Raw genomic sequence first — 14,715 nt, forward strand, 5'->3', positions numbered from 1 at the left:
TGAGTGGGCAGGAGGTTGCTATGCAAACACGAGAAATGGCGTTAATTATGCGCGATGCCTTGTTGCTGCCACAGGGAAGGATTGAGGTCCGCGTGGTCGAGCCGGGTCAGTTACGCATGGTCGCTGAAGTCTTAAAAGGTAAGTACGATTTAGCCTTTGCGGCGATGAAACCCAGTGGTACTCCACCCTGTTATCCCACTGCTACTCAGTGCGACATCATCGATTTTAATCAGCTGGAAGATGACTCCCTCAGCATAGTGTTAGAAGGACGTCAGAGAGTCAGTATTCTCTCGGCGGCACAGACGAAAGATAAGTTGTGGATGTCCCGCACTTTGCCCTGCCAAAATTGGCAGGAAGAGCCGATAGAAGGGGAGTTCGAACTGATCAGTGCCGCCCTAGAGCAATTCTATGAGGTGAACCCAGACCTGCTGGAGCTGTATTCTCAAGTGCATTTAGAGGATGCGGCTTGGGTGAGCCAACGTTGGTTAGAAGTGTTGCCCATGTATAACCGCGATAAGCTAGTACTGGTGAATCAACCTGACTGCCATAAAACCATGGATTTTGTCCTGCAACTCATTAAGTCCCATGTGGACTGAAAAACCACACAGAGGCTAAAATAGCGGCTCATTATCGCCGCTAGTTGTTTCTATGACTCAAACCGCCCGTGCCGCCCAACCATCCTTTGTGGTTCTTCCCTTAGAAGTGGTTGATAAACCAACCGTATTTTCTTTTTTGATCGAGCATTATGCCCATATTGGCGAAGCGGTTTGGCGCCAGCGGATCCTTGATGGCAAAGTACATTGGCAAGACGGTAGCTTGATTGGATTAGATACAGCCTATCGCCCAACGGCGAGAGCTTACTACTACCGTGAAGTCCCCGTCGAAACACAAATCCCGTTCGCGTCGCCGATTTTGTTTCAAGATGACAACCTCATCTTGGCCTACAAACCGCATTTTTTACCCGTCACCCCCAGCGGCGATTACGTGAATGAGTGCCTAGTACACCGTTTACGTTTAAGCACTGGGATAGACACTATTGCCCCAGCCCATAGGTTAGACCGGGAAACCGCAGGCGTTATTCTGATGACGACTCGCCCCGAGACGCGGCATATTTATCACCAGTTATTTATTGATGATGCGATCCGTAAAGATTATCAAGCGATAGCCAAACTCACCCCAGAGATTATGGCGCAATATGCCCGTGGCGAATTAACCTTGCCATTGTATTGGACGGTGAAAAATCGCATGCAACGCAGCGAGCCGAGTTTCACTATGAAGATAGTCGAAGGTGAGGCAAATACGCACTCTGAGATTCGTTTAGTGGCGATTCATGGGGAGTTTGGTTTATTCGAGTTAAGCCCTATTACGGGCAAGACGCACCAGCTGCGCGTCCATATGTTAAGCCTTGGTATGCCATTATTAAATGACCGCTTTTATCCAACGTTATACCCTAAAGGGCCGGATGATTTTACCAAGCCGTTGCAACTTTTAGCGCAGCGATTACGTTTTGTCGATCCTATCAGTGGTCGCCCGCACGATATTGAATGTGACGGATTAACGCTTTAGTTAGCGGAAAGCATTATTGCCACAGTGTAGGAAGTGGGGGACTGCAAGATGATTGTGTGAGTTTCTCGGCAATGGTAAGAATACAGACTCTGTTATGCTCATGAGTTGTAAGAAGTCTGACGCTGATTGTTTGAGGAACTCAATAGAATGACCAAATCTGCAATCGTTTCAATTTTACTCTGTGCCGCGGTGTTGCTGGGCGCCATGTATTTTGGCGGCTGGACTAAGTATCCCTATGTGCATGAGCTGACGACGGAAATCCGTAAGGCCAGCGCGGTGATCGAGCCGAAGAAACCGAGTGCCGAGGTCACGCAGGACGCTGATAATAAAACCGATGTGTCGTTAAAACAGGGCGTTTGGGATCAGATGCACGACGATACTGCGCCGCAAAAACGCCCCGAGTCCCAGTTATTTAAACAGAGTTTGCCTAACCAAGAAGCGGCCGCAAAGCCTGCGGATGCTGGCGCAGGGGCAACCAGTTCAGAAGCGGCAAAACACAACCCAGTTTAAGCTATTCCTGTCTCGGTGGTTCGAACCGAGTCTCAGTCATATCCCCATGTAAAACAGCGATTTTTGTCGGTTCACCATCCTCCGCTAACGCCAATATTCCTATCCCACTGCGGTTGACTAAACGTTTGCTTCGCTCGCCATTAGGGCGTCTACCGCGCAATGACATTCGCTTACGTTTAGTGAATAGGTTTAACGGCGAGAAGTGGCCGTAAAGCCAACCATTGAGCTTGTCGAAAAGCGGCAGTAGTTTCTCTGGGAACTGGTTTTTAATCCCGCTACAGGTAATTTGATAAATATTCGGGCTGCTTCGGCGAAAGCGAATGCTGATGTCATAGGCGAAGGAGTAGTGCACATCCCCCGAGAGGATCACAAATTGCTCTGGGGTTTTGCGATGCATAAAGATACTCAGCAGGGTATTGGCGGCGCCCGGATGTGCCATCCAGTTTTCTGCATCGACCAGCAGCGAGGCGCCCATGAGTGTCGCCATGCGTTGCACGGCTTCAATCACCTTGACCCCAAACATGGGCGCAGGGGAGACGATAATCACCTTAGATTGGCCGAGTAGCGCCTGTTGTAAATCCATCAAGGCTTCCCAATCCATTAACCCCGAGGGTTTGGCGAGATTGGATTCACTTCGCCAGCGGCGAGTGCGGGTATCTAACACGACCAGCTTAGGCGAAGTGTCTAAGGTGTAATGCCATTGCTCGAATTTGAGTAACTGATCGATTAAGTCATCTTGAGTTTCTGGCGCTGGGTGGGCGAAAAAACCATCTAACAACGGCCGCACCTCGGTATCAAACTGGTTCGGTGCGTTACCAAAACCTTGGAATAAGGTATAAGCAATCAAGGCATTACCAATAATGCGCTTCGAAAAGGCATGGCCGTAGGCCGCCTGCTCCCACTTGGCGGTGAGGTTCCAATCGTCGGTGATATCATGGTCATCGAACATCATATACACGGGAATATGCGCCATTAGGCGCCTAACCTGTTTTAGCCCTGCCTTAAAGGCCAATAGATTTTGCCATTCGCGCTGCCAACGTAGTTGATTCGCCGCCGAGAGTCCCTCAACCTCCTTGGGTAAGTCGATAAGCTCCCATAACTCGGGCGACCAAGTCAGCAGATACAGGGCAATCATCTCGTTGAGACTGACTAAATGGTTTTCGGCAATCGATGAGGTAAAAATCGGATGATTGATGTACCAGCGCCAGAGTGCAGTTTTGGCAGGATATTCGGTGCGTGGCAGCAGATTTTTATGGCGTAAATATAAATACTCGGGTCGGTAACTTAATGCTTCGCTTCCCGCAATATTGGCGCCGTGGAAGGCTTCATGGTGCAAACCTAGTTTTTCAATCACTTGACCTATGGCGCATAGCATAGGGCCCGCCACATCATCCACATAGACCTGATCGCCGCTGAGCATCAATAGCGCTGGGCGTTCGTTAGCGCCTTTATCGATAAGCTGGGCGAGCTTAGTATCGGCGGCGACTAAGGCATCTTCACTGTGGTGATGGGGATTGCGGCATGAGCCATGCCATACCTGTGTCAATGTTTGGCTAAAGTAAAGATGGGGCGAGTTAGCATCGCCATAACTCAACGCTTCGACATGATTAAATAGGTCATCAATCCCCTTGGCCGATACGCGATATTGGGTAACCGTTTGGGGCGTAAGCAGTTCGGGGCGCGACAGGCGAAGTAAATACTGAAAGGCATGCTGACCGAGCGGCACGTTGTGCACTTCTTCCTCTGTTAACGGGTAACTTTGCTCCCCTAAGGTTAGCTGTAATTCGCTTAACGGCTCGCGGCTCACAAACCAGAGGGTAAAGTGTGAGGCGTCGCAGTGGCGCAGCATGGGGCCTGCAAGAATGAGGGGAAGTGCTTGAGTCAAATTCAGCCTTTTGGTCGTTAATCGGGTTAAGTGGTACAAACTCGATGCGGTTGAGCACAGGCAAATAAGAGTAAACAAGTGCGTTGAATATGAAAAGCTTTTAGAATTATGAGCCAAATGAATGGCTAAGGATCGCGGGGCAATATGGCAAACATCATGGTAACGGGCGCAACCGGATTACTCGGCAGGGCGGTCGTCAAACAGTTAACCGCCGCGGGCCATAGGGTGATTGCCACAGGTTTTAGCCGCGCCGAGGCGGGGATTCATCGGCTCGATTTAACTCAAGCCGCCGAGGTCGAAGCTTTTATTGCCCGTGAACAGCCTGAGGTGATAGTGCACTGCGCCGCCGAGCGTCGCCCCGATGTGTCTGAGCGCTCGCCAGAACATGCCTTAGCGCTGAATTTGAGCGCCAGCCAAACCTTAGCCGAGGCCGCCAAAACCCATCACGCTTGGCTGCTGTATATTTCCACCGACTATGTGTTCGATGGCACAGCGCCGCCCTATGCCGAAGATGCCGTACCCAATCCAGTCAACTTTTATGGTGAGTCTAAATTGCAGGGCGAAACCTGTGTGCTGAGCACCGACAGCGGTTTTGCGGTGTTACGCTTACCTATCCTCTACGGCGAAGTGACTCAACTGAGCGAGTCTGCGGTATTGGTGTTAATCAATCAATTGTTGGATAGCAGACCACAGCGGGTCGACCATTGGGCCATTCGCTCGCCAACATCGACGGCGGATATTGCCAATGCTATCGCTAAGCTCATCCAGCGGCAGGCTGACGGTACGAATGTATCGGGGATTTACCATTTTAGTGCCACGCAAACCATGACTAAGTATCAGATGCTGCTCGGCTTAGGTGAACTGCTGGGGATAGATAGCGCGCATTTACTTCCTGAGCAAACCCCTATGGATAGCGCCAAAAGGCCGCAAGATTGCACCTTAAGTTGTGGGCGTTTAGCCGCTTTGGGGATTTGCTCTGAACTTGATTTTAAGGCCGGGCTAACTCAGGCGCTTAGCCAATCTAGTGCGGCGCTTACGGCGGTAGGCCTGAGTTTAAGGAATCACCATGGTTAAGATTTTAGGCACAAATTTACAAGCCGCCGACCAAGTGGCGCTGCTTAGAACCTTAGGCTTATTGCTGCAAATCGGTTTGACGTTGTTTGCCGCCGATACTTTTGGCCTGAGTTTACAAATGGAGCCGCTCGTGCATGTGTTTGTGCTGGAGGTGCTGTATTTGTCGCTCACCTTGGCATTGCGTAAGCCCTTGTTTGCGAAAGAGCGCGGCCTGTTTATCGCCCTGAGTCTCGATACCTTGTTTTGGATTTCTTGGCTGTATTTTTCGGGAGGGGCGACCAATGCGTTTATCTCCTTACTGTTATTACCCATAGCACTCGCCGCCGTGACTCTGCCGATTTGGGCGCCTTGGAGCCTGACGGCTATCTCTACGCTTGCCTACAGCCTGATGATTTTTACCGTGCCAGAGTCGCAAATGCATCACCACGGTATGGATATGAGCTCCCACTACCTCGGCATGTGGTTTAACTTTGTGATTTCGGCGCTTGTATTGACCACCAGTGTGGCGTTAATTGCCAAGCGCATGCGCCGTCAGGATGCGCAGCTTGCCTATATGCGTGAAGGGCAACTGCGGCAGGAGCAGTTATTGGCGCTAGGTACCGTTTCTGCGCAAATGGCCCATCAACTGGCGACGCCGCTATCGACACTGCGGTTATTGCTCGACGAATTAAGGGAAGAACAACCCGAACCTTCGATTACTGTAGTTGAAATGGAGACTGCATTAGGTCGCTGCGAACATACCTTAACCGAGCTGCGGTTGGCGACTGAGTCGATTCGCGACCGTCGTCAGCGGCCACAAAAGGTCACCGAGCTGGTGGCGGGATTAAAGCAGAAAACCCAGTTATTGATGCCGCAAACTGAACTCAATTGGTTGATCACCTGCGCGCCTAAGCAGTTGGAAGAACAACAGATCTTAACCGATATGAGCTTAACCCCCGCGATTATGGCCTTGATTGAAAATGCCGCCCGCGCCAGCGCCGAAACCTTAGGTGTCGCCCAAGTGGATATCAGCCTAGATAGCGCGCCGAGCGAAGGGCAGATCTATTTGCAGATCCGTGATTATGGCGCGGGTATCGCTCCCTCATTATTGCCACAATTGGGTACCTTATTAATCGAGAGCCCCAAAGGCTTAGGCGTGGCCTTGTTGCTCAGCCATGCCAGCCTAGAACGTTTAGGGGCGGAGTTAATCCTCGCCAATCATCCTCAAGGGGGCACAGTGGCGCAAATTCGTTTTACCCTCTTGCAGCCTAATGCATCGGCCACGACTGCGGAGGCGCTATGAAACGGCTATTGATTATTGAAGACGATCAGGCACTTGCGGGCGTGCTTGCGCGGCGGTTGACTCGCCATGGTTTCGAATGTCGCTTAAGTCACGATGCCAGTAATGCGCTGCTGGTGGCGCGGGAATTTTGCCCTAGCCATATCCTGTTGGATATGAAACTGGCCGAGGCCAATGGTCTGGGCTTGATTGTGCCCCTGCGTAACCTATTGCCTAAGGTCACCATGGTGCTGCTAACGGGGTACGCCAGTATTGCTACCGCAGTAGAGGCGATTCGCCTCGGCGCTGACAACTATCTTGCCAAACCCGTCGATACCCAAACCTTGTTGGCGGCCTTTGAGGTCAATAGTCAGGCGAGCGCACTGCCAGAAGATGAAATCGACGACTCGCCGCTCAGCCCTAAACGGCTGGAATGGGAGCATATTCAGCAAGTACTCAATGCTAATCAAGGCAATGTGTCGGCTACCGCCCGCCAACTGGGTATGCACCGCCGTACTTTGCAGCGTAAGTTATTAAAAAAGCCCGTGAGTGAAACCGGGCCGCTCAAGTAAACGAGAATTTGCTCAAGGAAGGAGTTGTAGTATGCGTGAGTATGATGGGATTGAGGTGCGTTATCGCAGGCCCGATGCCGATTTAGCCAACAGTTTGCAAGTGATTGAAAACCTGTTGGGCTTTGCCCCAGTACCTCTGCAGTTAGACTTTGATTTATCTTTTTGGGCAGGTGGTGCTGGGGTGCTTGATAAGCTGGCTATCTCCTGCGATGTCACGCCCGAGCAGTGGCGAACACTCAAGCAAAAGCTGGACTTATATTCCCCCGAAGAGATGGTTGCTAGGGAAGATTGTCGCGAAGACTTTATCTGGTTAGTCGCCGACGATGAGGAATGCCGTGATATTTTGGCGGCTTCGGCGCAATTTATTAATGACAATAAGGCGCCGTTTCAAGAAGCATGCGATACATCGCAGTCGATCCACTTTGGCTATATGAGCGATGTGAATACTTGGACGGCAGTATGGGGACAAGGCAACCGGATAAACTATGCCTACTTTTGTCAAGGTTAAGAGGTGCCAAGGCTAAGAGTTGTCAGGGTTAAGATCTGCCAAGGTTAAGACTTGTCTGGGATAAAAATTGTCAGGGCTAAGCGCTGTCATTACTGAAAGCTGCCAAGGCTAATCCGTATCAGTGCTAAACGTAAGTATCGCTACCAAGGCAGCTCTGCACCATCGTAGGCCAAAAATTGCCCTGTTTGTACTGGTGTGGCATTGGCGATAATACTCACTAAACATTGGGCGACATACTCTGGTGTGAACAGTTTTTGTTTGGGTACGTTTTGCTGAAAAGGTTTGGATAAGCGCGTATCCGTAGTGCCGGGATGCAGTGCTAGCACCACGCAGTGTTTCATGCTTCTTTGCCATTCAATCGATAAGGTTTTAAGGAACATATTCAGCGCCGCTTTCGAGGCGCGATAGCTGTACCAACCTCCTAATCTGTTATCGCTAATGCTGCCGACTTTGGCCGATACCACGGCAAACCTTGCCGACGCACTGCGTTTTAACGTGGGTTCAAAGTGTTTTGCCAACATCATACTCGGCAGCGTATTGAGCTGGATATTGTGCTGGAAAAAATCCCCATCGAGTGCCTGCAGGCTTTTTTCTGGCCCCTTATCCTCTGTGTGCAGCATGCCAATACAGTTGATTAGCCAATCTAATTGGGGAATATTCTGACTCAGTTGCTTAATCTCCTCCTCAAGGGTGATATCCAGCTGATGCCAAATCACTCCATCGTCTCGCCCTGTATCGGGCCTATGATGTTTATAGGTCGTATGGATAGTGGCCTCGGGATAGATTTCGCGAAGCTTATTCACCATGGCGTGACCTATGCCACCGCTACCGCCTAACACTAAAATATTCATAGCGTTTCTCCCATGCGAAGAGCCTCTATAGCAGTTCAAGTTGCGCGAGATGTTGTTCGGCAGTAGCCAGAATGGCCTGCCTTGCTGCTTCCTCGGTTTTATCCCAAGTGCGGTACAGCATGGCGATGCGTGGATTGTGGGAGAGTTGTGCGCGGTGTTTATCCATAAAGCGCCAATACAGGCTATTTAACGGGCAGGCGAATGCGCCGCTACGTTCTTTTATCTTGTAATGACAACTGCCGCAGTAATCACTCATTTTATTGATATAACTGCCGCTCGCGGCATAGGGTTTAGTGCCGACGATACCGCCATCGGCGAATAGCGCCATGCCGCGAGTATTGGGCATTTCGACCCATTCAATCGCATCCACATACACGCCTAAGTACCACTTATCCACCTCAGCGGGGGCGATTTCGGTCAATAAACAAAAGTTACCAATCACCATTAAGCGTTGAATATGATGGGCATAGGCAAAATCGAGTGACTGAGATAAGGCATGGCGCAGGCAATTCATTCGAGTCTTGCCATGCCAAAAATAGTCGGGTAGCTTGCGCGTGGCCTCGAGGGCATTAATGCTGGCGTACTGCGGCATATTTGCCCAATAGATACCGCGCACATATTCACGCCAGCCAAGAATTTGCCGAACAAAGCCTTCGACCTGGGCTATCTCAATAAAAGGATTGGCATGATAGTGCTCAATCACCGCATTGATTACTTCTAATGGGCTGATTAATTTGGCGTTTAGGCTAAAGGATAACCTACTGTGATACAGGCTCCACTGCGCTGGATGTTGCTGGGTCATTGCATCTTGAAAGCGGCCAAAGGCGGGCAGGCAGTATTCACAAAAATACTGAAGTAATTCGAGGCTTTGCGCTCGGTTTATCGGCCAGAGTAAACGCGTATCCGCCTTGCCCATAGTATTAATCCCATGGCGTTGAAGGCGAGCGAGAATGTCTTCCACATTGTGGCTAAACATCAAGGGGGTTGGGAGTGATTTGATATCTTGGGATTTAAGCTTTTGCCTGTTGTTGGCATCAAAATTCCACTGTCCGCCAACGGGCTTGCCATCTGTCATTAAGATATTGAATCTTTTGCGCATTCGCCGATAAAAATGCTCCATCAGCCTATGTTGCCCTTGGGGAAACTCCCTATCAATTTCGTCAAAGGGCAATAAAAAGTGCTCGGTATCGACGCAATTCACCACGGCATTGGCCAACTTCAACTGGCTTAATTGCGCGAGGAGTCGATATTCGTCAGGTCGTTGATATTCAAACTTAATCGCCCCCGTTTCGGCGACAAAATACTCTAGTAATGCGTTGAGATCGGCAAAATCTTGGGTATCGTCGAGGGTGAGGTAACGCACTTGATGCCCCGCCGCGCCAAGCTCGCTTGCAAACTGCGCCATGGCACTAAAGAACGCGCAGACCTTTTGCACATGATGCGTCACATAGGTATTTTCTTGATGCAATTCTGCAATTAAATACAGCACTTTAGGATCAACTTGCTGATACCAAGTATGTTGGGCGTTAAGCTGATCGCCCAAAATCAGCCTAACCGTATGGAAGTGCTGTGATTGCTGCTGTAATTGCTGCCGTAATTGCATTAGGTGGACTCTGGTGGATGGTATTTGCAATTGAGGATTACGATGATATGAGTGGTTGGGATCAGCTAAAAAGGTATTTTAGCTGTTATTGCTGCAATGCGTTGAGTGCAAACCATGCTTAGGTTATCTACAGTTTGGCAATTTAGTGCCACTCATAATTTGGAGGGATAAAACTCCGACCCTTATCTTTAATCGGGAGATTTATCAAAGAAAAGTCGTGGGGCTTCACCCCACACCCGACCAAGAGGGGATCAACAGCAATTCCCTCTTGGATCTCCCTTGCCGCCCCTAGCGAAGTTACATGCATTGGTTAGTGGCTTCGTGCTTATTCGAAAATCGCTAACGCTTCCGATGGCTCCGCTTTACATCCATGTAAAGCACCCCAGTTCGGCAGTCCCTGCCTCTCGCTCATAAGCGCGAAAATCACTGATTTTCATTCGCCCCTTCCCCGAAAGCTACGCAGACGTCCTGTCTGCATCACGCGCTATCCTTTTAATAAAGAGCCTTCAACGCCCTTCAGTAACTTCGCAGGGAAGGTGAACTTCTGAGGCTTAGCTTTTAATCTCAAAAAATCAGCTTGTATTGCTTTAGTTCTAAATTTTATTTGTCTATATGTGTCAACTTTTCCAAGTAAAAAGGAAATGGCTAAAATTTTAAGTGAGATTTTAGATGAAAATATGTATTATTTCATAAGTAATAAGTATTTTAATGGGAAAGATTGTGGATATAAAATATTTTTTTAATAAAAAGTCTTTGTCTAGTGTTGAAGTTAATAAAGAGTTGGCTTTTTTAAAGCGGAATATTTCTATTGCAATAGTTGATGATGAGCCTTTTCCTGAGTTAGAAACTTACCGTAATGCTGGGTATAATGTGACCCAGTTTACGGATCTAGATTCATTTGATCAGCTTATACCATTTGCTGTAATAATTTGCGATATACAAGGCGTGGGTAAAAAATTTGGAGATACTTCTGAAGGTGCTTACATTGTAAAAGAAATAAAAGACTTATATCCTGACAAATATGTAATAGTTGCATCGTCACACGCATCAAGCTTAAAGGTGGCAGATATGATATCTCGAGCTGATAGGAAAATTAGCAGAGGAGATGGTGATGCTTTAAAATCAGCAATAAGTCATGCAATAAAAACTGTAGGTAGTGATGTTGAAAGATGGCGCAGAATAAGATTGTTTCTAATTGAAGAAAAGGGGATCGATTTATTTGAAGTGTGGAAGATAGAGCAAGAGTTTATTAAAGCACTTTCAATTGGTAATGCTTCAGGCTTTAAATTATTTATAGAAAAGCACTCGTCAGATGTGATAAAAGGATTATTGATAAATTTTGTATCAGGGATGATTTTTTAATGGAAAAAGAACATATAGAACTTATACATGATTCATTGCATGAATTAAGATATTTTAATCAGTCAATGATCACTGCGTCATCAAGACTTGCCCAGTCGGTTCGGACTTCAGTTATTGGGGAAAAAGAACCTCTTAATTGTAGCTCAGAACATGCAGAGGAAATTAGAAAGCATGTTGAGAATTTGGCTTTTTTAACAAAACTTTCAACAACTAGATTAGACTTTATTGAATATGAGCTAAATCCTGAGTTTTTTTCGCAATCTGTACCATATGAAGTTGACTTATATAGTAAATTTTTTGGTGCTAAAAGTGTTTTAAATGGCACGTGCAAAAAACATAAGGTTAAAGTTAAGTTAGATAGCGATATTCGGGAGCATCCTTGTATTATGGCTGTAAGTCTAATTGATATTTTGCCTTTTTTACTTTTAGATAATGCCGTTAAATATTCTCCAAATGAAATGGATGTGGTGGTTAAGTTTATTGTCTATAATGATAGTTTAGAGGTCGAAATTACCTCATTTGGCCCTTATGTTCCTTCTGATGAAATAAAAAAACTATTTCTTAAGGGGTATAGAGGGAAAAATGCAAAGTTACTAGGTGTTAGCGGGAAAGGAATCGGTTTTTATTTTGCTGATAGAATTGTTAAATTACATGATGGTCGTCTAACATTAGAATCCGATGCTCCAACGTTTTCTTTTAATAATGTAAAGTATTCTAGATTTAAAATGGTTCTTAAAATTCCACTAGCTAAAGAATATATGAAGACATAAGGGATTAATTGGCAACGTCGAGGTAACAGCATATATTTCCCCTCGGAGTTGCCGCAGGGCGAATAGACAAATTGCGTGAGTCTTGCCATGGATGGCAAGCTAGCTTTCGCAGGTGCAGGGACGCATCCTTCGGAAGCGATAGCAAATTTGGCAATGAGCCCAAGGGGCTTTCAACTCAGTTAGGGGCGTCTTGGCTGATGTTAAACCAATAGGCAAGGAGGATAGGACGAGCAGTCCTCCTTGGTCGACTCTTTATTAAAAATCAGGGGGTGAAGCCCCACGACTTTAATTCGATTAGTTGTACTTTATATTCATCGCGATCAGGGGTTCGCGTGAAGCCTTTTCGGCTCGCAGGCGTGCTAAGTACTTTTCCCATAATTCCACTTGGTGAGTGGCGAGATCGTAAAGTACTTGCCAGGAAAACAGCCCGGTATCGTGGCCATCGTCGAAGACGATTTTTACCGCGTAGTTACCTACGGGTTCGATGCTGGTGATATTCACATTTTTCTTGTGGGTGACCAGCTTAGGGTTACCGTGACCATGCACTTCGGCGGAGGGAGAATAGACGCGTAACATCTCACAGCTGAGTTGATACTGCTCGCCGTTATCGAAGCTGATTTCTAAAATGCGTGATTTACGCTTGAGCTTAAGATCGGTGACATTGGGTGTGCTAGTGGTCATAGGTAGTGCCAAGAAAATACGGGGAATGGACAAGCTGTAACATAACAATTTGTGGCTAAGGTTACAAAGTGTAAGCCTTAGCCACAGTCACAATTTTGCACTCAATGTTCGGAACGAACATTGTAGGCTTGGATAACAGCCCCAGTTACAGGATAAAGCGGCTTAGGTCTTCGTCTTGAACCAGATTATCTAAGTGAGCACTCACATAATCGGCATCAATCACAAATGAGCTGCCAGACTTGTCGGATGCCTCATAGGAGATATCTTCCATCAGCTTTTCCATCACGGTATGCAGACGACGGGCACCAATGTTTTCGGTGCGCTCGTTCACTTGCCATGCCGCCTTGGCAATGCTCTCGATACCTGACTCGGCAAACTCAATGGTCACGCCTTCGGTGGCCATCAGCGCGATATATTGCTCGGTCAGTGAGGCGTGTGGCTCAGTTAAAATACGTTTAAAATCATCGGCTGATAACGCATCTAGCTCAACGCGGATCGGTAAACGGCCTTGTAGCTCGGGGATTAAATCCGAGGGTTTTGCCATTTGGAACGCGCCCGAAGCGATAAACAGAATATGGTCGGTTTTCACCATGCCGTGTTTAGTAGTGACAGTGCAGCCTTCGACTAAAGGTAACAGGTCGCGCTGTACCCCTTCGCGGGATACGTCTGGGCCTGAGGTTTCGCCACGTTTACAGATCTTGTCGATTTCGTCGAGGAACACTATACCGTGCTGCTCAACCAATTCAATGGCTTGCTCTTTTAAATCTTCTTGATTAACCAGTTTGGCCGCTTCTTCTTCGATCAACAGCTTAAACGCTTCTTTGATCTTCATCTTGCGACGTTTGGCCGGTGCTTGGCCCATGTTTTTAAACAGGCTTTGCAGTTGGTTAGTCATTTCTTCCATGCCCGGTGGCGACATGATTTCGATACCCACCTGTGGCTGGGCCACATCGATATCGATTTCTTTGTCATCTAACTGGCCTTCGCGCAGCTTTTTGCGGAAGATTTGACGAGTATTAGAGCTGGTATCGCTGTCCGTGTTGTCCCACTCGTTTTTCGGCTTGGGCAGCAGGGCATCGAGAATACGCTCTTCGGCGTGTTCTTCGGCGCGTTGACGGCATTTGCCCATTTGTTGCTCGCGGGTCAGCTTGATGGCGATGTCGGTTAAATCACGGATGATTTGCTCGACTTCTTTACCCACGTAACCCACTTCGGTGAACTTAGTGGCTTCAACCTTGATGAACGGCGCATTGGCGAGCTTTGCCAAACGACGGGCGATTTCGGTTTTACCTACGCCGGTTGGGCCAATCATCAGAATGTTTTTTGGGGTGACTTCTTGACGGAAATCGGCATCCAATTGCATGCGGCGCCAGCGGTTACGCAGGGCGACGGCGACGGAACGCTTGGCCTTTTTCTGGCCGATAATATGGGCATCCAGCTCGTGGACAATCTCACGGGGGGTCATTTCAGACATAATATTCCTCACGGGCTGTTAGTAGTTAAGTTCTTCAATTGTCTTGAATTGATTGGTGAATACGCAGATATCGCCTGCAATAGTCAGCGACTTTTCTGCAATTTCCAGCGCCGATAATTCGGTATTTTGTAGCAGGGCTAGCGCCGCCGCTTGGGCATAGTTACCGCCCGAGCCAATGGCGACTAAATCATGTTCTGGCTGCACTACGTCACCATTTCCTGTGATGATCAGTGACGCTTCGGCATCGGCAACCACCAGCATGGCCTCGAGTTTGCGCAGCATGCGGTCGGTTCGCCAATCTTTGGCCAGTTCAACGGCCGATCGTAATAGATGGCCTTGGTGCATCTCGAGCTTGGACTCGAAACGCTCAAATAGGGTAAAAGCGTCGGCGGTGCCGCCAGCAAAACCTGCCAACACTTTGTTGTGATATAAGCGACGCACTTTCTTGGCGTTACCTTTCATTACGGTATTGCCTAGGGAGACTTGGCCATCGCCGGCGATGACAACTTGGTTATTACGGCGTACTGATACGATAGTGGTCACTTTTGAATCCTCTTCTCTTGCCCGCAATGAAAATCCTGCGGTGGATGATGGAATAGAT

At 48.1% G+C, this 14,715-nt stretch carries 15 protein-coding genes; 9 read left to right on the plus strand and 6 right to left on the minus strand.

Features of this window, described 5'->3' with window-relative positions:
- Positions 1 to 20: 20 nt before the first annotated feature.
- The 3 genes from L2713_RS19335 to L2713_RS19345 all read left to right on the plus strand — a co-directional run bounded on the left by L2713_RS19335 (position 21) and on the right by L2713_RS19345 (position 2,076).
- Positions 21 to 596 carry an LON peptidase substrate-binding domain-containing protein gene (locus L2713_RS19335; RefSeq protein ID WP_089066812.1) on the plus strand — a complete coding sequence of 192 codons (576 nt, stop codon included), beginning with the start codon at positions 21 to 23 and terminating at the stop codon, positions 594 to 596.
- Positions 597 to 648: 52 nt separating this feature from the next.
- Positions 649 to 1,566: a pseudouridine synthase gene (locus L2713_RS19340; RefSeq protein WP_248968991.1), complete on the plus strand. Its 918-nt coding sequence runs from the start codon at positions 649 to 651 to the stop codon at positions 1,564 to 1,566.
- 147 nt (positions 1,567 to 1,713) lie between these two features.
- Positions 1,714 to 2,076 (plus strand): hypothetical protein, encoded by a 363-nt coding sequence (locus L2713_RS19345; protein ID WP_248968992.1) that lies wholly within the window; start codon positions 1,714 to 1,716, stop codon positions 2,074 to 2,076.
- 1 nt (position 2,077) lies between these two features.
- On the opposite strand, the gene L2713_RS19350 is transcribed toward L2713_RS19345, so the two are convergent.
- Complete coding sequence (locus tag L2713_RS19350; RefSeq protein WP_248969011.1) at positions 2,078 to 3,925, minus strand: alkaline phosphatase D family protein; 1,848 nt, start codon at positions 3,923 to 3,925, stop codon at positions 2,078 to 2,080.
- A gap of 180 nt (positions 3,926 to 4,105) precedes the next feature.
- Between L2713_RS19350 and L2713_RS19355 the strand changes: the two genes are divergently transcribed.
- Genes L2713_RS19355 through L2713_RS19370 form a run of 4 tightly spaced genes read left to right on the plus strand, consistent with a single transcriptional unit; the run spans position 4,106 to position 7,373 of the window.
- Entirely contained in the window at positions 4,106 to 5,035 is a 930-nt protein-coding gene (locus L2713_RS19355; protein ID WP_248968993.1) for a dTDP-4-dehydrorhamnose reductase family protein, read from the plus strand.
- Positions 5,028 to 6,317, plus strand: coding sequence for an ATP-binding protein (locus L2713_RS19360; protein ID WP_248968994.1), 1,290 nt, complete (start codon positions 5,028 to 5,030; stop codon positions 6,315 to 6,317). The genes L2713_RS19355 and L2713_RS19360 overlap by 8 nt, the downstream gene beginning before the upstream one ends.
- Complete coding sequence (locus tag L2713_RS19365) at positions 6,314 to 6,865, plus strand: response regulator transcription factor (protein WP_248968995.1); 552 nt, start codon at positions 6,314 to 6,316, stop codon at positions 6,863 to 6,865. The genes L2713_RS19360 and L2713_RS19365 overlap by 4 nt, the downstream gene beginning before the upstream one ends.
- Positions 6,866 to 6,896: 31 nt before the next feature.
- Complete coding sequence (locus tag L2713_RS19370) at positions 6,897 to 7,373, plus strand: hypothetical protein (RefSeq protein WP_248968996.1); 477 nt, start codon at positions 6,897 to 6,899, stop codon at positions 7,371 to 7,373.
- A 140-nt stretch (positions 7,374 to 7,513) separates the two neighbouring features.
- On the opposite strand, the gene L2713_RS19375 is transcribed toward L2713_RS19370, so the two are convergent.
- Together L2713_RS19375 and L2713_RS19380 are read right to left on the minus strand one after the other, a co-directional pair.
- Positions 7,514 to 8,224, minus strand: coding sequence for an SDR family oxidoreductase (locus L2713_RS19375; protein ID WP_248968997.1), 711 nt, complete (start codon positions 8,222 to 8,224; stop codon positions 7,514 to 7,516).
- 25 nt (positions 8,225 to 8,249) lie between these two features.
- The gene (locus L2713_RS19380) at positions 8,250 to 9,827 is read right to left on the minus strand and encodes a cryptochrome/photolyase family protein (protein ID WP_248968998.1); all 1,578 of its coding nucleotides are present in this window, start codon (positions 9,825 to 9,827) and stop codon (positions 8,250 to 8,252) included.
- A gap of 720 nt (positions 9,828 to 10,547) precedes the next feature.
- Between L2713_RS19380 and L2713_RS19385 the strand changes: the two genes are divergently transcribed.
- Complete coding sequence (locus L2713_RS19385) at positions 10,548 to 11,189, plus strand: DNA-binding transcriptional response regulator (protein ID WP_248968999.1); 642 nt, start codon at positions 10,548 to 10,550, stop codon at positions 11,187 to 11,189.
- Positions 11,189 to 11,959: a sensor histidine kinase gene (locus tag L2713_RS19390; protein ID WP_248969000.1), complete on the plus strand. Its 771-nt coding sequence runs from the start codon at positions 11,189 to 11,191 to the stop codon at positions 11,957 to 11,959. Before L2713_RS19385 ends, L2713_RS19390 begins: the two co-directional genes overlap by 1 nt.
- Positions 11,960 to 12,253: 294 nt before the next feature.
- On the opposite strand, the gene L2713_RS19395 is transcribed toward L2713_RS19390, so the two are convergent.
- The 3 genes from L2713_RS19395 to hslV all read right to left on the minus strand — a co-directional run bounded on the left by L2713_RS19395 (position 12,254) and on the right by hslV (position 14,657).
- Positions 12,254 to 12,640: a gamma-butyrobetaine hydroxylase family protein gene (locus L2713_RS19395; RefSeq protein ID WP_011624252.1), complete on the minus strand. Its 387-nt coding sequence runs from the start codon at positions 12,638 to 12,640 to the stop codon at positions 12,254 to 12,256.
- A 145-nt stretch (positions 12,641 to 12,785) separates the two neighbouring features.
- Positions 12,786 to 14,114, minus strand: a complete 1,329-nt coding sequence (hslU, locus tag L2713_RS19400; RefSeq protein ID WP_088210006.1) for an ATP-dependent protease ATPase subunit HslU — start codon at positions 14,112 to 14,114, stop codon at positions 12,786 to 12,788.
- An 18-nt stretch (positions 14,115 to 14,132) separates the two neighbouring features.
- Positions 14,133 to 14,657, minus strand: coding sequence for an ATP-dependent protease subunit HslV (gene hslV / locus L2713_RS19405; RefSeq protein WP_011073856.1), 525 nt, complete (start codon positions 14,655 to 14,657; stop codon positions 14,133 to 14,135).
- Between the last annotated feature and the right edge of the window lie 58 nt (positions 14,658 to 14,715).

This window comes from Shewanella seohaensis, from assembly GCF_023283775.1.
In the GTDB taxonomy this organism is placed as follows: Bacteria; Pseudomonadota; Gammaproteobacteria; order Enterobacterales; family Shewanellaceae; genus Shewanella; species Shewanella seohaensis.